Here is a 19,368-nt window from a genome sequence, read left to right on the forward strand (position 1 = left end):
CTGGCCCAGATCGGTTTCCAGCAGTCGTACACGTACTTCACCTGGCGCAACACCAAGGAGGAACTGACCGAGTACCTGGGCGAGTTGTCGGGTGAGGCGGCGGCCTACATGCGGCCCAACCTCTTCGTCAACACCCCCGACATCCTGCACGCCTACCTCCAGCACGGCGGCCGGCCCGCCTTCGAGGTACGCGCCGTCCTCGCCGCGACCCTCTCCCCCACCTGGGGCATCTACAGCGGCTACGAACTGTGCGAGAACACCCCGCTCAGGGAGGGCAGCGAGGAGTACCTCGACTCGGAGAAGTACCAGCTGCGAGCCCGCGACTGGGAGACCGCCGAACGCGAGGGCCGCACCATCACCCCCCTCATCACCCGGCTCAACGAGCTCCGGCGCCGCAGCCCGGCCCTGCGCCAACTGCGCGATCTGCACTTCCACCACGCCGACCAGGACGCGGTGATCGCCTACTCGAAGCGCAGCGGATCGAACACGGTTCTCGTGGTCGCCAACCTCGACCCCCACCACACCCAGGAGGCCACGGTCTCGTTGGACATGCCGCAACTCGGCCTGGACTGGCACGAGTCCGTGCCGGTGCGCGACGAGCTCACCGGCGAGACCTACTACTGGGGCAGGGCCAACTATGTGCGCCTCGAACCGGGTCATAGGCCCGCGCATGTCTTCACCGTCCTGCGACCGTCCAACCCGCAGATCGGAGGGTCACCCACAATATGATCGTCAATGAGCCCGTCCCGGACACTTTCGAGGACACTCCCGCGGGGGACCGGGATCCGGAGTGGTTCAAGCGCGCCGTCTTCTACGAGGTCCTGGTCCGCTCCTTCCAGGACAGCAACGGCGACGGCGTCGGCGACCTGAAGGGCCTGACCGCCAAGCTCGACTATCTGCAGTGGCTCGGCGTGGACTGTCTGTGGCTGCCGCCGTTCTTCAAGTCGCCGCTCAGGGACGGCGGTTACGACGTCTCCGACTACACCGCCGTCCTCCCGGAGTTCGGTGACCTCGCCGACTTCGTGGAGTTCGTCGACGCCGCCCACCAGCGCGGCATGCGCGTGATCATCGACTTCGTCATGAACCACACCAGCGACCAGCACCCGTGGTTCCAGGAGTCCAGGCGGGATCCGGACGGTCCGTACGGCGACTACTACGTATGGGCCGACGACGACAAGCAGTTCCAGGACGCCCGGATCATCTTCGTCGACACCGAGGCCTCCAACTGGACGTACGACCCCCTACGCAAGCAGTACTACTGGCACCGCTTCTTCTCGCACCAGCCGGACCTGAACTACGAGAACCCGGCCGTGCAGGAGGAGATGATCTCCGCGCTGAAGTTCTGGCTGGATCTCGGCATCGACGGGTTCCGGCTCGACGCGGTGCCGTACCTGTACCAGCAGGAGGGCACCAACTGCGAGAACCTCCCGGCGACCCACGAGTTCCTCAGGCGGGTGCGCAAGGAGATCGACGCCCAGTACCCCGACAAGGTGCTCCTCGCCGAGGCCAACCAGTGGCCCGAGGACGTCGTCGACTACTTCGGCGACTTCCGCAGCGGCGGCGACGAGTGCCACATGGCGTTCCACTTCCCGGTCATGCCGCGCATCTTCATGGCCGTACGGCGGGAATCCCGCTACCCGGTCTCGGAAATCCTGGCCAAGACCCCGGCCATTCCCTCCCACTGCCAGTGGGGCATCTTCCTGCGCAACCACGACGAGCTGACCCTCGAGATGGTCACCGACGAAGAGCGCGACTACATGTGGGCCGAGTACGCGAAGGACCCACGGATGCGCGCCAACATCGGCATCCGCCGCCGCCTCGCGCCCCTGCTGGACAACGACCGCAACCAGATCGAGCTGTTCACCGCGCTGCTGCTGTCCCTGCCCGGCTCGCCGATCCTCTACTACGGCGACGAGATCGGCATGGGCGACAACATCTGGCTCGGCGACCGCGACGCCGTGCGCACCCCCATGCAGTGGACCCCCGACCGCAACGCCGGCTTCTCGTCCTGTGATCCGGGGCGCCTGTTCCTGCCCACGATCATGGACCCGGTCTACGGCTACCAGGTCACCAACGTCGAGGCGTCGATGTCCTCGCCGTCGTCGTTGCTGCACTGGACCCGCCGCATGATCGAGATCCGCAAGCAGAATCCTGCCTTCGGACTGGGGTCCTACAACGAACTGCAGTCCTCCAACCCGGCCGTCCTCGCCTTCCTGCGCGAGTACGAGGACGACCTCGTGCTGTGCGTCCACAACTTCTCCCGCTTCGCACAGCCCACCGAACTCGACCTGAGCCGGTTCGGCGGGCGGAACCCGGTCGAGCTGTTCGGCGGGGTCCGCTTCCCGGCGATCGGCGAGCTGCCGTACCTGCTCACCCTCGCGGGACACGGCTTCTACTGGTTCCGGCTGCGCCGGGACGCGGCGTAGAACCCTGGTGGTGGGACGGTTTTCTCCGTCCCACCCGGGGCACGCAACAGTGACACCCCCTCACGCTCCGGGGAAAGGACGTGACGCCCATGGCGGAAACGGTCACCTCTTCCGGTACCACCCCTCTCCTCGCCTCACTGGATCCCTTGTTGCGGACGTGGCTGCCGAGGCAGCGCTGGTTCGCCGGCAAGGGACGCCCGGTCACGGGGTTCACCCCCGTGACCGCCACCGAACTGCTGCCGCCCGACGGCCGGCTGGGCCTCTACCACCTGCTCCTGCGCGTCCACCAGCCGTCCGCGCTGGGCAGCGAGCCACACCCGGGCGACTGCTACCAGCTCCTCATAGGCGTGCGCGAGGCGCTGCCACCCCGGCTGGCGCCCGCGCTGATCGGACACGTGGAAGAGGGGCCGCTCGCCGGGCGCACGGTGTACGAGGCCCTGTACGACCCCCGGCCCGCGAACGTGCTCCTGGAGGCCCTGCGCACCCGGGCCCGCATCGGCGGGCTGCGGTTCGAGCGGGACCCGCGCCAGGAGATCCGCGAGGGTCTCGTGCCCCGGCTCATGACCGCCGAGCAGTCGAACTCGTCGGTGGTCTACGGCGATACGTTCATCCTGAAGCTGCTGCGCCGGGTGGTGCCCGGCGTCAACCCGGACCTGGAGATACCCCTGGCACTGGCCCGGGAGGACTGCCCCCGGGTGCCCGCGCCGACCGCCTGGCTGCACGCGGAGATCGACACCGAGTCCTACGTCCTGGCGGTGCTCCAGCCGTTCGTGAGCGGGGCGAGCGACGGCTGGGAGCTGGCGCTGCGCGAGCTGGCCAAGGGCGAGGACTTCGCCGCCGAGGCGCGGGCGCTGGGCCGGGCCACCGCCGAGGTGCACACCGCGCTGGCCCGCGCCCTGCCGACGGTCACGCTGGGCCACGCCCAGCTGCGGTCGCTGGCCGACGGGATGACCGAGCGGCTGGAGGCGGCCGTCCAGGCGGTGCCCGGACTGCGGCCGTACGAGACCGGGCTGCGCTCGGCCTACCGGGCGCTGGCCGGCCTCGCCGACGAGGGCCGCACCTGGACCGCCCAGCGGATCCACGGTGATCTGCACCTCGGCCAGTGTCTGCGCTCGGCCTCAGGAGAGTGGTCGCTGATCGACTTCGAGGGCGAGCCGGCCCGGCCGCCGGCCGAGCGGCGCATGCCGCAGCCGCCGGTACGGGACATCGCGGGGATGCTCCGCTCCTTCGACTACGCCGCCCACTCGGTGAGCCCGCCCGCCCCGGAGTGGGCGCGCGTCTGCCGGGCCGCCTACTGCTCCGGGTACGCGGAGGTGGCCGGCCGCGACCCGCGCACCGACCCGGTGCTGCTGCGGGCCTACGAGACCGACAAGGCGGTGTACGAGGTGGTCTACGAGGCCCGGCACCGCCCCGACTGGCTGCCCGTACCGCTCTCGGCGATCCGTCGCCTCGCCGCGTGAAGACCAGGAGGCTCGTCCGTGACGACCAAGAAGTCGGCCACCTCGAAGAACACCCCGAATCTCGCCGTCTCCCCCGCTGACCGCGAGCGGCTGCTGCACGGTACCCACCACGACCCGCACTCCGTGCTGGGCGCGCATCCGGTGAAGGGAGGCGTCGCCTTCCGGGTCTTCAGGCCGTACGCGCTGTCCGTCACGGTCGTCGCCGGCGATCTGCGGGCCGAACTGCACGACGACGGCGACGGGTTCTTCTCGGCGTCGCTGCCGCTCGGGGACGTACCCGACTACCGGCTGCTGGTGGCGTACGAGGGGAACGTCCTGGACACCCAGGACCCCTACCGCTTCCTGCCGACCCTCGGCGAGCTGGACCTGCACCTGCTCGGCGAGGGCCGGCACGAGCAGCTGTGGCGGGCGCTCGGCGCGCATGTCACCACCCATCAGGGCGTCACCGGCACCCGGTTCGCGGTGTGGGCGCCGAACGCGCGGGGGGTACGGATCGCGGGCGGCTTCAACTTCTGGGACGCGACGGGGTTCCCGATGCGCTCGCTGGGCTCCTCCGGGGTGTGGGAGCTGTTCGTGCCGGGGATCGGCGAGGGCGAGGTGTACAAGTTCGAGATCACCCGTCCGGACGGCTCGCGCACCCTGCGCGCCGATCCGCTGGCCCGCCGCACCGAGGCGCCGCCCGCCACCGCGTCGATCGTGCACGTCTCGCGCCACGCGTGGGCGGACGAGGAGTGGATGGCACACCGGGCGGACACTCCCGTGCACGAGGCCCCGTTCTCGGTGTACGAGGTGCACCTGCCCTCGTGGCGCCCGGGGCTGACCTACCGCGGGCTCGCCGAGCAACTCCCCGCGTACGTAAAGGAGATGGGCTTCACGCACGTCGAGCTGATGCCGGTCGCCGAGCATCCGTTCGGCGGGTCCTGGGGCTACCAGGTCACCGGCTTCTACGCGCCCACCGCCCGGCTCGGCACTCCGGACGACTTCAGGTACCTGGTGGACCGGCTGCACCAGGCCGGCATCGGCGTGCTGATGGACTGGGTGCCGGCGCACTTCCCGCGCGACGACTGGGCGCTGGCCGAGTTCGACGGGCGTCCGCTGTACGAGCACCATGACCCGCTGCGGGCCGCGCACCCCGACTGGGGCACCCTGGAGTTCGACTTCGGCCGCCGCGAGGTGCGCAACTTCCTCGTCGCCAACGCCGTGTACTGGTGCGAGGAGTTCCACATCGACGGCCTGCGGGTGGACGCGGTCGCCTCGATGCTCTACCTCGACTACTCCCGCGAGCCGGGCCAGTGGACCCCGAACGAGCACGGCGGCCGGGAGAACCTGGACGCGGTGGCCTTCCTGCAGGAGATGAACGCCACGGTCTACCGGCGCTGCCCCGGCGTGGTGACCATCGCCGAGGAGTCGACGGCCTGGGACGGCGTCACCCGCCCCACCCACCACAAGGGCCCGAGCGGTTTCGGCGGGCTCGGTTTCGGGCTGAAGTGGAACATGGGCTGGATGCACGACTCGCTGCAGTACATGGCCCACGAGCCGGTCCACCGCAGCTACCACCACCACGAGATGACCTTCTCGATGGTGTACGCGTACAGCGAGAACTACGTCCTGCCCATCTCCCACGACGAGGTCGTGCACGGCAAGCGGTCCCTGGTGTCGAAGATGCCGGGCGACTGGTGGCAGCAGCGCGCGAGCGACCGCGCCTACCTGGGCTTCATGTGGGCCCACCCCGGCAAACAGCTCCTCTTCATGGGGCAGGAGTTCGCCCAGGGTGCCGAGTGGTCCGAGGCGCACGGCCCGGACTGGTGGCTGCTCGACCCGTCCTACGGCGCCGAGGCCGACCACCGGGGCGTACGGGACCTGGTCCGGGACCTGAACGCGCTGTACCGGGCGACCCCGGCCCTGTGGCAGCGGGACACCGACCCGGCGGGCTTCCAGTGGATCGCCGGGGACGCGGCGGACGACAACGTCTTCGCCTTCCTGCGCCTGGACGCGGACGGTTCTCCCCTGCTGGCGGTGTCGAACTTCTCCCCGGTCGTCCGGCACGACTACCGGCTCGGCGTCCCGGACGACGTACCGGCCTGGCACGAGTCCCTCAACACCGACGCCGCGCGGTACGGCGGCAGCGACGTCACCCACCCGGATCCGGTCAAGCCCGAGGCCCAGGGGTGCCACGGCCGCCCCGCGAGCATCCGCCTGACCCTGCCCCCGCTGGCCACGGTGTGGCTACGGCCGGCCTAGGGCCTGTCCGGCGGATCATGCCAAAGGCGCGGGGCATGGCACGCCCATCTGCGGCGTTGTCGTCGGTTGCCTGGAGCCGGCCTGATCCGCCGGACAGGCCCTAGGGCCGTTGTGGCGGCCCTCAGCGAGCCGCTCGTTCGGGGATCGCCGGCAGCACCTTCTCGGCGATGGCGAGGAGCACGCTGTCGTCCGGGAGGGATGCCGACGTGCTCCAGACGCTGATGTCGTAGTAGCCGCCCCGGTCCCTCCGGTCGAGGGCCACGGACAGGGTTCTGGCCAGGGGGCCTTGTTCGACCGGCCCGCCGGAGGACCCGCCGGTGCCGAGATTGATCTCGATCTTCATGGTGTGGTCCGAGGAGAGGACCGCGGGCCGGCCGAGCACCGTGAGCGTCCTGACGTCCTGCTCGTCCCCCGTCTTCATCAGCTTCACGTACTGCGCGGTCGACAGGTGGTCGTACGTGGCCGAGACATGCACCGTGTAGGTGTCGAACGCGACCTCGGCCTCCGGCTGGGCGACCTTTCCGTCCGTCAGCGGAGCGGTTCCGGAGGTGCCGGACGCCGTGGTCGCGGTCTCGGCGGGCGTGCCGAGAAGCCGGGCCAGGTCGGTCCGGTTGAGCGCCTTGCACAACTCGTCACCGGTCGCGGGCCGGGGCGTCCTCTCGTAGGCCTTCGGCAGCTTCTCGTGCTCCTCACCACAGGAGGCGGGCCGCGGCGTGCTGTCGTGGGACGGCAGCACGCGCGGGCCCAGCCACAGCGCGGCCCCGATCGCCCCGAACACGGCCACGGCGGCGACGGCCTGGCCCCATGCGCTGGGCTCCTTCTCCGCGGTGTCCGGGCCGGGACGCGGCCCGGTCGGGGCCTGGGCCTGCGGCTGGGCCAGGGGTGGGGCCTGGGCCTGGGCGGCGGCATCGGCCGTCACCGGGTCCGCGGAGGCCGCCGGACGGGGGTTTCGGCGTGCGCGCAGCGCGCGGGTCACCGCGTGGACGCGTACCGCGGTGAACACGAGGAACACCACGCCGAGGCCGGCCGCGACCGGTTCGTGATCGCGGACGGCCAGATACATGATGCGTACGCCGAGAACGGACCCGAGCGCGATGAACAGCGGCTCGCGGACCCAGAAGGGCAGGAGACGGAGGAGGAAGCCGAGCATCCGGTGATCTCACCAGGACAAGGCGGCATGCGCCGTGGTGGAAGCCACAGTTCCGGCCACCTGATCCCCCGCCCCCACGAACCCTCCTCGCGGTGTCACTCCGCGCTGCCGGCCAGGGCCGTGGGCAGGTCGCCGGTGTGCAGGACCCCCAGCCGCTGGGTCGCCCGGGTCAGGGCCACGTACAGGTCGCTCGTGCCGTAGCGGGCCGGTTCCACCACCAGGACCGAGTCGAATTCGAGGCCCTTGGCCTGGCGGGGGTCGAGCAGCACGACCGTACGGGTCAGATCGGGCTCGGCGCCCGCCGTGACGCCGTCCAGCCGGGCGGCCAGCGAACGGTGCAGGTCGCGCGGGGCGATGACCGCCAGGCGGCCCTCGACCGGGGTGAGCTCGGCGACGGCCTTGGCGACGGCGCCGGGCAGGTCGCCGTCGGCCCGGCGGACCCAGGGCCGTACGCCCGTGGAGCGGACGGAACTCGGGGGTTCGAAGTCCGGGTTCTCCGCGCGGACCACGGCCGCGGCCAGCTCCATGATCTCGGCCGGGGTGCGGTAGTTGACGCCGAGCCGGGTGTGCTCCCAGCGGTCCTCGACGTAGGGCGCGAGGATGCCCGCCCAGGAGCCGGCACCGGCCGCCTCCGCCGTCTGCGCGGGGTCGCCGACCAGGGTCATCGAGCGGGTCGGGCTGCGCCGCATCAGCAGCCGCCAGGCCATCGGCGACAGCTCCTGCGCCTCGTCCACGATGATGTGCCCGAACGCCCAGGTCCGGTCGGCCGCCGCCCGCTCGGCCGCGCTGCGGTGGTCGGTCTCCTCGTGCCGCTCGGCGAACCGCTCGGCGTCGATGATGTCGTGCGCCGACAGCACCTCGGACGCGTCCGGGTCACCGTCCTCCTTGTCCTCGAACTCGTAGGTCCGGGAGGCGTACGAGACGTCCAGGACGCCCTGCGCGTAGGCCACCTGGGTCTCGCGCTCGCGCTCGGCCCGGGCGCGCGCCCACCGGTCGTCCTCGCCGAGGAGTTCGGCGGCCTCGTCCAGCAGGGGCACGTCGGCGACGGTCCAGGCGCGGGTCACGGGGCGGCGTACGGCGGCCGCGTCCTGCTCGCTCAGATATCCCTCCGGCTCCGCGAGGAAGTCGGCGACCAGCCGCTGCGGGGTGATCCGCGGCCACAGCCGGTCGACGGCGGACCACACCTCGGGGTTCTCGGCGATCTCGTCGCGGATCTGGGTGATGTCCGAGGCGTCGAGCAGGCTGCCGCCGTCGTACGGGTCGGTGCCCACGCGTTCGGCGTACAGCTCGGTGAGGGTGTTGAGGATGTGTCCCTCGAAGTGCTCGCGGGCCGCGTTGTGGGGCAGTCCGGCGGCGCGGGTGCGCTCGCGGGCGACGGAGACCAGACCGTCGTCGAGCATCAGGACCTCGCGGTCGTGTTCGATCGCGAGGACCGGGTCGGGCAGGGCCTGCCGGTCGCGTACGACGGCGGCGAGCACGTCCGCCATGTCGGCCCGGCCCTTCACGGCCGCCGCCTCGGGGGTGTCGCCGGCGGTCGCCGTCACCCCGGGGAACAGTTCGCCGACCGTGGCCAGCAGCACGCCGGTCTCACCGAGCGAGGGCAGCACCTCGCCGATGTAGCCGAGGAAGGCGGGGTTGGGTCCGACGATGAGCACGGCACGGCGGGCCAGCAGCTCCCGGTACTCGTACAGCAGGTACGCGGCCCGGTGCAGGGCCACGGCCGTCTTGCCAGTGCCGGGGCCGCCCTCGACCACCAGCACCCCGCGGTACGGCGCCCGGATGATCTGGTCCTGCTCGGCCTGGATGGTCTGCACGATGTCGCTCATGCGGCCGGTGCGCGCCGAGTTCAGCGCGGCCAGCAGCACGGCGTCGCCGCTCGGGTCCTCGTAGCCGGTGCGGGTGGCGTCGCCGAGGTCGAGGATCTCGTCGTGCAGCGAGGTCACGGTCCGGCCCTCGGTGGTGATGTGCCGGCGGCGGCGCAGGCCCATCGGGGTGTGACCGGTGGCCAGGTAGAAGGGGCGGGCGACGTCGGCCCGCCAGTCGATGAGGACCGGGGTGCGCTCGGCGTCGTCCTCGCGCAGCCCGATCCGGCCGATGTGGTGGGCCGCGCCGTCGGCCAGGTCGATCCGGCCGAAGCAGAGCGAGCCGTCGACGGCGTTCAGGGCGGCGAGCAGCCCCGAACGCTCGGCGACCAGGATGTCCCGCTCCAGCCGGGCCTGCATGGGCTTGTCGCCCTGGGCGAGCGCGTCCGCGACCGATGTCTCGGCCTCGCCGCGCAGCACGTCCACGCGCGCGTACAGTCCGTCGATGAATTTCTGCTCGCCACGAATTTCATCACTGTTTGACAATTCCACTCCCGCGCCGATATACTGTGCTCACTGAGCTGCTTTGCGACCGAATTCACGCGAAGTCGCGAACCAGTGAATATACGCAAGAAAATCCCCCGAGCGCAATTGCTCGGGGGATTTCTCTTTGTCGGGCAGGGGTTACAGCACGTCGGCCAGCTCCTCCAGCAGCCGCCGCTTGGGCCGCGCCCCCACCATCGACCGCACCGGCTCACCGTCGCGGAACACCATCAGGGTCGGCGTGGACAGCACCCCGTAGGCGACCGTCGTCTCCGGGTTCCGGTCGACATCGAGCTGCACGATCTTCAACCGGTCGCCCTCCTCGAAGGCGATGTCCTTCAGCACCGGCGCCAGCTGCCGGCACGGCCCGCACCAGTCGGCCGTGAACTGCACCAGCACCGGCAGGCCGGAGCCCCGCACCTCCGCGTCGAAATCCGCGTCCGTCACCTCGGCCAGTCCGCTCACCAAGCTCATCTCGAAAGCCCTCCCAGCTCGCACCCGGGCTCCGGACCCCCCGGAACCAGCGCTTCGGCGGCCAGCGCGTCCCGGGCCAGCTCGGCCCGCCGCAGCTGCCCGGCGACCGTCTCCCGCACCGCCGACAGCTGACCGATGAGCGCGTCCAGCTCGTCCAGCTTGCGCCGGTAGACCACGAGCGAGGCCGGGCAGGAGTCGCCCTCCGGGTGCCCGGCGCGCAGGCACTCGACGAAGGGCCGCGTCTCCTCCAGCTCGAACCCGAAGTCCTGCAGCGTGCGGATCTGCTCCAGCAGCCTCAGGTCGTCCTCGTCGTACGCGCGGTGTCCGTTGCCGTCGCGCCGGGCCGGCAGCAGCCCGCGTGCCTCGTAGTAGCGCAGGGTGCGGGTCGTGGTCCCGGCCCGTGCGGCCAGCTCGCCGATTCGCATGTCCACGACCGTAGGCCTTGACGTCGGCGTCAAGGCAAGGCCGGCGGCAGGAGAGGCTTGCCGCGCACCGGCGAGGACAGTACGACCGAGGTCGTCGTGCGCCCCAGCGCCGAGGTCTGCGCCAGGATCTCCTCCAGGTGCACGGTGCCGGTGACGGCGACCTTGAGGATCCAGCAGTCCTCGCCGATCACGTGGTGCACCTCGGTGACCTCCGGGCGGTCGAGCAGTTCCAGGGTCCTCGGGTGCCGGAGGGTGTAGCCGCCGTGCGGGTTCACCCGGATGAAGGCCTGGATGCCGTAGCCGAGGCGGCCGGGCACCACCTGGGCGCCGTAGCCCTCCACCACCCCGGCCGCCTCCAGCCGGCGCACCCGCTCGGCCACGGCCGCCGGGCTCAGACTGACCCGCCGGCCCAGCTCGCTCAGCTTGATCCGCCCGTCGGTCTGCAGCAGCCGCAGGATCTCCCGGTCCACCCCGTCGAAGGCCACCGGCGAATCGACGGCGACGGCACGCGACTGCCGCTGTTCTTTCGGTGCGGCGGCCCGATCTCCCATGTCTCCCCCTTCAAAGGGCCCTGTCCGGCCAGGAAAATTATGATCATGACAAAGGCGCGAGAGGTACTGGTCATCGGCGGCAACCGCTACTTCGGCAAGCGGCTGATCGCCCGCTCACTGGCGGCCGGCGACAGGGTCACGGTCCTCAACCGCGCATCCTCACCCGCGCCGCCCGGAGCCGTCCACCTGGTGGCCGACCGGAACGACGAGCGGGCGCTCGCCGAGGCCCTGGCCGACCGGACCTACGACGTCGTCATCGACCAGGTCTGTTACACGCCGCGCCAGGCGGCGGCCGCCCGCCGGGTCTTCGCGGGCCGCACCGGGCGCTATCTGATGACCTCGACGGTGGAGGTGTACGAGCACCAGGACTCCGCGACCCCGCTGCCGGAGAAGGCGGTTGACCCGGCCACGGTCACCGTGGACCTCGAACTCCCCTGGTCCGACCCGGAGTTCCGGGAACGGCACTACGGCGAGGGCAAGCGGCAGGCGGAGGCGGTGTTCGCGGCGGGCCGGGACCTCCCGTACGTCTCCGTCCGGGTCGCCCATGTGCTGGGCGGCGCCGACGACTTCACCGGCCGCCTCGCCCACTACGCCGACCGCGTCCGCACCGCCACTCCTCTCACCGTGCCGCCCGTGGCCCACCCCGCGACCTACATCCACGTCGAGGAGATCGCCGGCTTCCTGTTCTGGGCGGCGGCCGAGGACTTCACGGGCCCGGTCAACGCCGCCTCGCACGGCGAGCTGACGGCCGGTGACCTCTGCGCGGCGGTGGCGGCACGGCTCGGCCGCGAGCACCCCGGGTTCCGGGTCGCCGAGTCCGCTGAGGCCGTCTCCCCCTTCGCCTTCCGCCGCCACTACGCCATGGACAACTCCCGCGCTCACAACCTCGGTTTCACGTTCGGCGACGCCCACGAGTGGCTGCCGCGAGCGGTGGCCGAGACGCTGGGTGAGGGGCTCAGACGGTGACGCCCGCCGACTCCTCCACCTCCATCAGGGAGGCGCTGTGCCGCTCCTCCTCGAAGGCCCGGCGGCCGCCGCGGAGGCCGAACAGACGCTTGGCCAGGGCGATGTAGAGGACCGCGAGGATGTTGAGGACGAGGGTGGCGATCTTCAGGTAGCTGACCTTCTCGGTGAGCTCGTAGATCTCCAGCGGGAGGAAGGCGGCCGTCGCCACCACCGTCAGGTACTCGGCCCAGCGCTTGGCGTACCAGAGGCCGACCGCCTCCACCAGCTCGATCAGCGCGTAGGCGAGGAGGAGCGCCGCCACCAGCAGGAGCGTGTTGTGCTTGTAGCCGAAGACCTTCTGGATGGAGCCGACGACCGGTGAATGGTCCAGGTCGTAGTGGAAGTGCCGGAAGACCGGGCGGAAGACGTCCAGGTACTCGTTGAACAGCCGGCGCACCGCGTCCTGGCTGTTGCTGAACTTCCACACCGCGACCGCGACCAGCACGATGAACACGCCGCGCACGGCCCGCTCGATCGCCAGGAAGCGCAGGATGAACAGGTCCCGCAGCACCTTGCCGCGCGGCACCAGCGGGGCGTCGGCGGCCGGCCCCGAGCCGTGCGGCTCGCCCAGCGCGAAGTCACCGCAGCGCAGGCACCGCCACACGTCACCGAGCGCCGTCTCGGCGTGCAGCCGGATCCGCAGCCGCGGATCGTCGGGCGCGTAGGTGACGTGCCCCTTCCGCGCACAGGTCCGCCGGTCCCAGTCGATCTTCATATCCCCCGCGCCTCCATACGTACTTGCTCACAGGTACTGACGCCACGCACGAACGTGCCGTTCCGGTTGATCAGGAACGGCACGTTAGTGGATGGGAGCGGCAAGGTGTCAGCCGACCGCGCTGTCCGCCGGTTCCTTCTGCTCGGTCTTCACCTCCGGAGCGGCGGCCTCACGACGCGGCAGCAGGAAGGCCACGAGGACCGTGCCGATGCCGAGGACCACCGCGCCGACCAGGCTGGTGTGCGCGACGGCGGAGGAGAAGGCGGAGCCGACCGCGTCGGCCATCTGCCGGGCGCCGGAGGCGAGTTCGGCGGCCTGCTGCCTGAGCTGGGCGGCCTGCTGCGGGTCGGTGGCCCTCGCCGCCTGCGCGGCCGCCTGGTGCGCCTTGTCGCCGATGCCCTGTGCGACGGCGTACCCGGCGCCGACCGAGTCCTGCGCGGTGTCCAGGGCGTTCGCCGGGAGCCTGCTGCCGGCGGTGGCGTCGCTCAGGTGGTTGCCGTACGACGTCGCGAGCAGCGAGCCGAGGATGGCGATGCCGAGCGAGCCGCCCAGTTCCAGCGAGGTGTCGTTGACCGCGCCGCCGACGCCCAGCTCGGACTCCGGGAAGGCGCCCATGATGGCGTCGGTGCAGGGCGAGAGGGCCAGGCCGATGGCGAGACCGAGGATGATCAGGGGGGCCAGGAAGTCGGTGTACGTCGACGCCGCGTCGATCCGGGTGAGCAGCGCCAGAGCCGTCGTGCCGCCGACCATGCCCGCGGTCACGGTGATCTTCATGCCGATGCGCGGGGTGAGCCAGCCGGTCAGGGCCGAGCCGACGAAGACCGCGCCGGCCAGCGGGAGCATCCGTACGCCGGTCTGGAGGGCGTCGTAGCCGAGGACGAACTGCAGGTGCTGGGTGAGGTAGTAGAAGGCGCCGAAGACGGCGAGGAAGAACAGGGCGACGGCGAGGTTGGAGCCGGCGAAGCGGCGGTGCGCGAAGCGGCGGACGTCCAGGATCGGGCGGGGGTGGCGCAGCTCCCAGACGACGAAGGCGACCAGACCGGCGCCCGCGACCACGGCCGCCGTCACCGCCTTGGTTCCCCAGCCGAAGTGCGGGCCCTCGATGATCATGTAGACGAGCGAGCCGGTCCAGATCACCGACAGCAGTCCGCCGACGTAGTCGATGCGGTCGTGGTGACCCGCCTTGGACGGCGGTACGAGGACGAGGGCGCCGACGATCGCGACGGCCGCGACGGGCACGTTGATCAGGAAGGTCGAGGACCAGCCGTGGTCGCGCAGCAGGGCGCCCGCGACGACCGGTCCGGCGGCGATGGCGAGCCCGGCGGTCGCGGTCCACAGGACGATCGCCTTGGCGCGTTCGGCGCGCGGGAAGGTCGCGGCCAGCAGCGAGAGCGTGGCGGGCATGATCAGCGCCGCGCCGACGCCCATGACGGCGCGGGCCGCGATGACGGTCGCCGCGCTGTCGGCGAGGTACCCGAAGACCGCGCCGCCGCCGAAGACGGCCAGCCCGAGGACGAGTGCCCCGCGTCGGCTGTACTTGTCGCCGATGGCGCCGAGCAGCAGCATCAGCGCCGCGTAGGGGACGGTGTAGCCGTCGATCACCCACTGCAGGTCCGCGCTGGTCAGCCCGAGGTCCTTCGTCATGTCGGGCGCGGCGACCGTGAGGGCGGTGTTCGCCATCACGATGATCAGCAGGCTCAGGCAGAGCACGAGCAGTGCCCACCAGCGCCGGGCGTACGGGCGCTCCATCTTCTCGACCGGTTCGGTCATGACGAGTCGCATGGCAGGGATCGCCTTCCTCGGATCGCGACGGGACGTACAGTCCAGGACTTGCACAGGGGCGTGCAATTGCACAGCCATGTGCAATCTACGCCGTTGCACAGTGCTGTGCAACTCGCGGGAGGGAGTGCAGAATGACTGCCATGACCACGGGTAACCCCAGCCGCGCCGACGTCAACCGGCGCCGCATCCTCGACGTCGCCCTCGCCGAGCTGCTGCGCGACCCCGACGCCTCCATGGACCAGATCGCGCGCGCGGCCGGGGTCGTACGACGGACGGTGTACGGCCACTTCCCCAGCCGTGAGGCGCTGATCAGCACCCTGGTCGACGAGGCGGTGCAGGCGCTGACGGACGCGGGCGGGGCGGAGCGCGAGGGGGCGGACGACCCGGCGGAGGCGGTGGCCCGGTCCGTCCTCGCGATCTGGGAGACGGCCGACCGCTACCGGCTGCTGCTCGCGCTCGCCCAGCGCACGGTCACCGTCCAGGGCATCCGCGAACGCCTCGCCCCGCTGCGCGCGGGCAAGGTCAGGCTGCTCCAACAGGGCCTGGACGAGGGGGTGTTCAGCTCTCCGCTGCCGGCGCCCGCGCTGGCGTACGTGCACGAGCAGACCGTGTTCGCGGTGATGGAGGCGGTCAACGACGGCCTGCTCACAGCGGCGGAGGCGGGCCGCTCGGCCGCGGTCACGGTCCTGACCGCGGCGGGCGTGCCCGCCTCCGCGGCCACCGCGCTGGTGGCCGAGGTGAGTGAGGGGACGTAAGGCGCCGGGCGGCCGAGGTACGGGGGAGACTCGGCCGCCCGGCGGCGGGTCCCGAACGCCCGGCCCGGGTTCAGGCGGGGCCGGACGTCCGGAGTTCCTTCGGGTGGGTGCGGGTCAGGCCTTGGCCAGTTCCTTCTCCCCGTCCTCCCGGGGCTCGGGAACACCCGTGACCGTCCCCTGCTTGTCATCGAGCAACGTGGTCTCGTCGAACGGCAGCTCACCCGCGAGCACCCGCCGCACCCGAGCCTTGTCGATCTCCTTCGTCCAGGTCCCCACGAGCACCGTGGCCACCGCGTTCCCCGCGAAGTTCGTCAGGGCACGCGCCTCGCTCATGAACCGGTCGATACCGACGATCAGCCCGACCCCGTCGACCAGCGCCGGCTTGTGCGACTGCAGACCGCCGGCCAGGGTGGCGAGCCCGGCCCCGCTCACGCCCGCCGCGCCCTTGGACGCCAGCAGCAAGAACAGCAGCAGCGGAATCTGCTCGCCCACCGACATCGGCGTACCGAGCGCGTCCGCGATGTACAGCGACGCCATGGTCATGTAGATCATCGTGCCGTCGAGATTGAAGGAGTACCCGGTCGGCACGGTGATGCCGACGACCGGCCTGCTGACGCCCAGGTGCTCCATCTTCGCGATCAGCCGCGGCAGCGCCGACTCGGAGGACGAGGTGGACAGGATCAGCAGGAACTCCCGCGCCAGGTACTTGAACAGCGAGAAGACGTTCAGCCCCGCGACGATCCGCAGGATCGTGCCGAGCACCACGAAGACGAACAGCACGCAGGTGACGTAGAAACCGAGCATCAGCACGGCGAGGCTCTTCAGCGCGTCGACGCCGGCCGAACCCACCACCGCCGCGATCGCCCCGAACGCACCGACCGGCGCGGCCCACATGACCATCGACAGGATGCGGAAGACCAGCCGCTGGATGTGCTCGATGCCGCGCAGCACCGGCTGCCCGGCCGAGCCCATGCCCTGCAGCGCGAACCCGGCGAGCAGGGCGACCAGCAGCGTCTGCAGGACCTGCTCACCGGTGAAGGCGGAGACGAACGTGGTCGGGATGATCGACAGCACGAAGTCGACGGGCGGCAGGGCCTTGCTGTCCACCTGGGCGTGACCGGCCTGCTTGATCGCGTTCGTCAGGTGCAGCCCGTCGCCGGGGTGCAGCACATTGCCGACGACGAGCCCGATGGCCAGGGCGACCAGTGACATGACCAGGAAGTAGCCGAGGGCGATACCGCCGACGGTACCGACCTTGGCGGCCTTCCGTACGGACCCGATACCGAGCACGATCGTGCAGAAGATGATCGGCGAGATCATCATCTTGATCAGGCTCACGAAACCGGTTCCGAGCGGTTTCAGCTGGACCGCGGCATCGGGCCAGATGAGTCCCACGGCGATGCCGAGCGCGACCGCCGCGATGACGGCGATGTACAGGTAATGGGTCCGGTCCCGCTTCACGCGGGGTGCGGCAGGTGCCGGAGCGGGGGTACTGGCGGCCACGACTGCCCTCCTTGACGTCTTCGTCGGCGAACAACCGGCGTGCGGCTCACGTCCGGGCGTTGTTTGGGGAATGCCGTGACTATCTCCCGCCGTGTGAGGGCGGTCACCCTTCCGTTCATTTAGTTCACGATTGACCGGGGAGGCACACTGCTGACATGCGCTTTCCGTCGCTCCCCCGACCTCGCAGCCTGGCGGGCCAGCTGTTCGCAATGCAGGCCGTGCTGATAGCGCTGGTCGTGGCCGGTTACGCGCTGTTCACCTACGTCAACGACCAGAGGCAGGCCGAGGACGCGGCGGTCCGCCAGGTCACGGCGGTGGCCCGCTCCATCGCGGACGCCCCTTCGGTCCGCTCGGCGATCCGCACCACCGACCCCACGGCCGCGCTGGAACCGTACGCACTGCAGGTGATGCGGGACGCGGACGTCGACTTCGTCACGATCATGAATCCGGAGGGGATCCGCTGGACCCACCCGGACCGGAAACAGATCGGCAAACGCTTCCTCGGCCGTATCGGCCCCGCCCTGCACGGTCGCACCTTCACCGAGACCTACACCGGCACCCTCGGCCCCTCCGTCCGCGCGGTGACCCCCGTCGAGGAGAACGGCCGCGTCATCGGCCTGGTCAGCGCCGGCATCAAGGTGGAGGAGATCAGCGCCCGGGTCCAGGACCAGGTCACGGCCCTGCTCGGGGTCGCCGGCGGCACCCTGCTGCTGGGCGCGGTCGGCACCTACGTCGTCAACGCCCGGCTGCGCCGCCACACCCACGGCATGAACGCCACCGAGCTGAGCCGGATGCACGACTACCACCAGGCGGCGCTGCACGCGGTCCGCGAGGGCCTGCTGATGCTGGACGGGCAGTACAGGGTGGCGCTGATCAACGACGGCGGGCGGGAGCTGCTGGGCCTGGGCGCCCCGGACACGGAACTGATCGGCCGCTCGGTGGCCGACCTGGGCCTGCCGGCCCCGCTGACCGGCGCGCTGCTGTCCTCCGAGCCCCGGGTGGACGAGGTGCACCTGACCGCATCCCGGGTCCTGGTGGTGAACACCTCCCCGGTGTCGGGCGGAGAACGCCGGGGAACGGTCGCGACCTTGCGCGATGTGACCGAACTCCAGTCTCTCATGGGCGAGTTGGACTCCGAGCGCGGCTTCACCCAGGCCCTGCGCTCGCAGGCGCACGAGGCCGCCAACCGGCTGCACACGGTGGTGTCGCTGATCGAGCTGGGCCGGGCCGAGGAGGCGGTGGAGTTCGCCACGGCGGAACTGGAGCTGGCCCAGGCCCTGACCGACCAGGTGGTGGCGGCGGTGCGGGAACCGGTGCTGGCCGCGCTGCTGCTGGGCAAGACGGCCCAGGCCAACGAGCGGGGCGTGGAGCTGGTGGTGTCGCGGGACAGCCGCCTGGACGACGGCCTGCTGCCCGGCGGCCTGCCCACCCGGGACCTGGTGACCATCCTCGGCAACCTGATCGACAACGCGGTGGACGCGGCGCAGGGCAGCGTCGGGGCACGGGTGACGGTGACGGCGTACGCCACGGACCGCGAGGTGGTCCTGCGGGTCGCCGACACGGGCCCCGGTGTCGACCCGGCCCATGCGGACCTGGTATTCCAGCGGGGGTTCTCGACGAAGCCGGCCGGGCCGGGCGGACGGGGCCTCGGGCTGGCCCTGGTCCGGCAGGCGGTGACCCGCCACGAGGGCACGTTGACGGTGGCGGAGTCCGACGAGGACGGCGAGGGCGGAGCGGTGTTCGAGGTGCGGTTGCCGCTGCGGTCGGCGATGGGGGACGGCAGATGACGCGGGAACAGCATCCGATCCGTGTCCTCGTGGTCGAGGACGACCCGGTCGCCGCCGACGCCCATGTGATGTACGTCGGCCGGGTGCCCGGGTTCGTCGCGGTCGGCAAGGCCCACACGGGCGCGGAGGCCCGCCGCGTCCTGGACCGTACGGCCGTGGACCTCCTCCTGCTGGACCTGCACCTGCCGGACGTGCACGGCCTGCAGTTCGCCCGCTCCCTGCGCGCGGCCGGACACCACGCCGACGTCATAGCGGTGACCTCGGCGCGGGACCTCGCGGTGGTCCGCGAGGGTGTCTCCCTCGGTGTCGTCCAGTACGTCCTGAAGCCCTTCACCTTCGCCACGCTCCGGGACCGCCTGGTCCGATACGCCGAGTTCCACGGAGCGGTGGGCGAGGCGAGCGGCCAGGACGAGGTGGACCGCGCCCTGGCGGTGCTCCGCGCACCGACGCCCGCCGCACTCCCGAAGGGGTTGAGCGGGCCGACGCTGGAGCGGGTCACGGGGGTGCTGCGGGACGCCCCCGAGGGCCTGACCGCGGCCGGGGTCGCGGAGGCGGTCGGCATCTCCCGCATCACCGCACGCCGCTATCTGGAACACCTGGTCGAGGCGGGCCGCGCCGCGCGGAGCCCGCAGTACGGGCAGGTGGGACGACCGGAGCTGGTCTACCGGTGGGTGCCGCAGGGGCGGTGAGGGGCGGCTGCCCGCTGCACACTCATTGACCTGACTAGACCACTCCTCTTACCTTCACAC

Annotated in this window: 16 protein-coding genes; 8 read left to right on the forward strand and 8 right to left on the reverse strand. The window is 71.2% G+C overall.

The features are described from left to right. From ACZ7HQ_RS21805 to glgB, 4 genes are all read left to right on the forward strand, one after another. Positions 1-729: alpha-amylase family protein (locus tag ACZ7HQ_RS21805; protein WP_470992311.1), on the forward strand; the 729-nt coding region annotated here is incomplete at its 5' end. Beyond that, complete coding sequence (treS, locus tag ACZ7HQ_RS21810) at positions 726-2,426, forward strand: maltose alpha-D-glucosyltransferase (protein WP_470992314.1); 1,701 nt, start codon at positions 726-728, stop codon at positions 2,424-2,426. The genes ACZ7HQ_RS21805 and treS, both read left to right, overlap by 4 nt. 89 nt (positions 2,427-2,515) lie before the next feature. Beyond that, the gene (locus ACZ7HQ_RS21815; protein ID WP_470992317.1) at positions 2,516-3,886 is read left to right on the forward strand and encodes a maltokinase N-terminal cap-like domain-containing protein; all 1,371 of its coding nucleotides are present in this window, start codon (positions 2,516-2,518) and stop codon (positions 3,884-3,886) included. An 18-nt stretch (positions 3,887-3,904) separates the two neighbouring features. Further along, positions 3,905-6,127, forward strand: coding sequence for a 1,4-alpha-glucan branching enzyme (gene glgB, locus ACZ7HQ_RS21820; RefSeq protein WP_470992320.1), 2,223 nt, complete (start codon positions 3,905-3,907; stop codon positions 6,125-6,127). Positions 6,128-6,248: 121 nt separating this feature from the next. Here glgB and ACZ7HQ_RS21825 read toward each other — a convergent pair whose 3' ends face one another. The 5 genes from ACZ7HQ_RS21825 to ACZ7HQ_RS21845 form a co-directional block, all read right to left on the reverse strand. Then, on the reverse strand, positions 6,249-7,277 hold the full coding sequence (locus tag ACZ7HQ_RS21825; protein ID WP_470992323.1) for a DUF6215 domain-containing protein: 1,029 nt from the start codon (positions 7,275-7,277) through the stop codon (positions 6,249-6,251). Positions 7,278-7,372: 95 nt separating this feature from the next. Next, complete coding sequence (locus ACZ7HQ_RS21830) at positions 7,373-9,607, reverse strand: HelD family protein (RefSeq protein WP_470993542.1); 2,235 nt, start codon at positions 9,605-9,607, stop codon at positions 7,373-7,375. Between the two features lie 156 nt (positions 9,608-9,763). Continuing rightward, positions 9,764-10,096, reverse strand: a complete 333-nt coding sequence (trxA, locus tag ACZ7HQ_RS21835) for a thioredoxin (RefSeq protein ID WP_470992325.1) — start codon at positions 10,094-10,096, stop codon at positions 9,764-9,766. Continuing rightward, positions 10,093-10,521, reverse strand: coding sequence for a MerR family transcriptional regulator (locus tag ACZ7HQ_RS21840; protein ID WP_470992328.1), 429 nt, complete (start codon positions 10,519-10,521; stop codon positions 10,093-10,095). The genes trxA and ACZ7HQ_RS21840 overlap by 4 nt, the downstream gene beginning before the upstream one ends. 29 nt (positions 10,522-10,550) lie before the next feature. Beyond that, on the reverse strand, positions 10,551-11,072 hold the full coding sequence (locus ACZ7HQ_RS21845) for an Lrp/AsnC family transcriptional regulator (protein ID WP_470992331.1): 522 nt from the start codon (positions 11,070-11,072) through the stop codon (positions 10,551-10,553). 45 nt (positions 11,073-11,117) lie between these two features. On the opposite strand from ACZ7HQ_RS21845, the gene ACZ7HQ_RS21850 reads away from it, so the two are divergent. Next, complete coding sequence (locus ACZ7HQ_RS21850) at positions 11,118-12,038, forward strand: NAD-dependent epimerase/dehydratase family protein (protein WP_470992334.1); 921 nt, start codon at positions 11,118-11,120, stop codon at positions 12,036-12,038. Here ACZ7HQ_RS21850 and ACZ7HQ_RS21855 read toward each other — a convergent pair. Beyond that, positions 12,028-12,792 carry a DUF2127 domain-containing protein gene (locus ACZ7HQ_RS21855; protein WP_470992336.1) on the reverse strand — a complete coding sequence of 255 codons (765 nt, stop codon included), beginning with the start codon at positions 12,790-12,792 and terminating at the stop codon, positions 12,028-12,030. The two genes, ACZ7HQ_RS21850 and ACZ7HQ_RS21855, sit on opposite strands and share 11 nt — an antisense overlap. Before the next feature lie 108 nt (positions 12,793-12,900). Beyond that, positions 12,901-14,574, reverse strand: coding sequence for an MFS transporter (locus ACZ7HQ_RS21860; protein WP_470992339.1), 1,674 nt, complete (start codon positions 14,572-14,574; stop codon positions 12,901-12,903). A 131-nt stretch (positions 14,575-14,705) separates the two neighbouring features. On the opposite strand from ACZ7HQ_RS21860, the gene ACZ7HQ_RS21865 reads away from it, so the two are divergent. After that, complete coding sequence (locus ACZ7HQ_RS21865; protein ID WP_470992342.1) at positions 14,706-15,329, forward strand: TetR/AcrR family transcriptional regulator; 624 nt, start codon at positions 14,706-14,708, stop codon at positions 15,327-15,329. A 114-nt stretch (positions 15,330-15,443) separates the two neighbouring features. Here ACZ7HQ_RS21865 and ACZ7HQ_RS21870 read toward each other — a convergent pair whose 3' ends face one another. Beyond that, positions 15,444-16,832: a cation:dicarboxylate symporter family transporter gene (locus ACZ7HQ_RS21870; protein ID WP_470992345.1), complete on the reverse strand. Its 1,389-nt coding sequence runs from the start codon at positions 16,830-16,832 to the stop codon at positions 15,444-15,446. 155 nt (positions 16,833-16,987) lie between these two features. On the opposite strand from ACZ7HQ_RS21870, the gene ACZ7HQ_RS21875 reads away from it, so the two are divergent. Both ACZ7HQ_RS21875 and ACZ7HQ_RS21880 read left to right on the forward strand, forming a co-directional pair. Further along, on the forward strand, positions 16,988-18,619 hold the full coding sequence (locus ACZ7HQ_RS21875; RefSeq protein WP_470992347.1) for an ATP-binding protein: 1,632 nt from the start codon (positions 16,988-16,990) through the stop codon (positions 18,617-18,619). Then, positions 18,616-19,308, forward strand: coding sequence for a response regulator (locus ACZ7HQ_RS21880; RefSeq protein WP_470992349.1), 693 nt, complete (start codon positions 18,616-18,618; stop codon positions 19,306-19,308). The genes ACZ7HQ_RS21875 and ACZ7HQ_RS21880 overlap by 4 nt, the downstream gene beginning before the upstream one ends. Positions 19,309-19,368 lie beyond the last annotated feature (60 nt).

It is taken from the genome of Streptomyces sp. NPDC037290, from assembly GCF_055603245.1.

Excerpts from the sequence above, each read along its gene's own strand:
- ACZ7HQ_RS21855 (WP_470992336.1), bottom strand. The coding sequence starts at position 12,792 with ATGAAGATCGACTGGGACCGGCGGACCTGTGCGCGGAAGGGGCACGTC.
- ACZ7HQ_RS21825 (WP_470992323.1), bottom strand. The coding sequence starts at position 7,277 with ATGCTCGGCTTCCTCCTCCGTCTCCTGCCCTTCTGGGTCCGCGAGCCG.
- ACZ7HQ_RS21850 (WP_470992334.1), top strand. The coding sequence starts at position 11,118 with ATGACAAAGGCGCGAGAGGTACTGGTCATCGGCGGCAACCGCTACTTC.
- ACZ7HQ_RS21875 (WP_470992347.1), top strand. The coding sequence starts at position 16,988 with ATGCGCTTTCCGTCGCTCCCCCGACCTCGCAGCCTGGCGGGCCAGCTG.
- ACZ7HQ_RS21865 (WP_470992342.1), top strand. The coding sequence starts at position 14,706 with ATGACTGCCATGACCACGGGTAACCCCAGCCGCGCCGACGTCAACCGG.
- ACZ7HQ_RS21840 (WP_470992328.1), bottom strand. The coding sequence starts at position 10,521 with ATGCGAATCGGCGAGCTGGCCGCACGGGCCGGGACCACGACCCGCACC.
- ACZ7HQ_RS21845 (WP_470992331.1), bottom strand. The coding sequence starts at position 11,072 with ATGGGAGATCGGGCCGCCGCACCGAAAGAACAGCGGCAGTCGCGTGCC.
- ACZ7HQ_RS21860 (WP_470992339.1), bottom strand. The coding sequence starts at position 14,574 with ATGCGACTCGTCATGACCGAACCGGTCGAGAAGATGGAGCGCCCGTAC.
- trxA (WP_470992325.1), bottom strand. The coding sequence starts at position 10,096 with ATGAGCTTGGTGAGCGGACTGGCCGAGGTGACGGACGCGGATTTCGAC.
- ACZ7HQ_RS21815 (WP_470992317.1), top strand. The coding sequence starts at position 2,516 with ATGGCGGAAACGGTCACCTCTTCCGGTACCACCCCTCTCCTCGCCTCA.
- ACZ7HQ_RS21880 (WP_470992349.1), top strand. The coding sequence starts at position 18,616 with ATGACGCGGGAACAGCATCCGATCCGTGTCCTCGTGGTCGAGGACGAC.
- treS (WP_470992314.1), top strand. The coding sequence starts at position 726 with ATGATCGTCAATGAGCCCGTCCCGGACACTTTCGAGGACACTCCCGCG.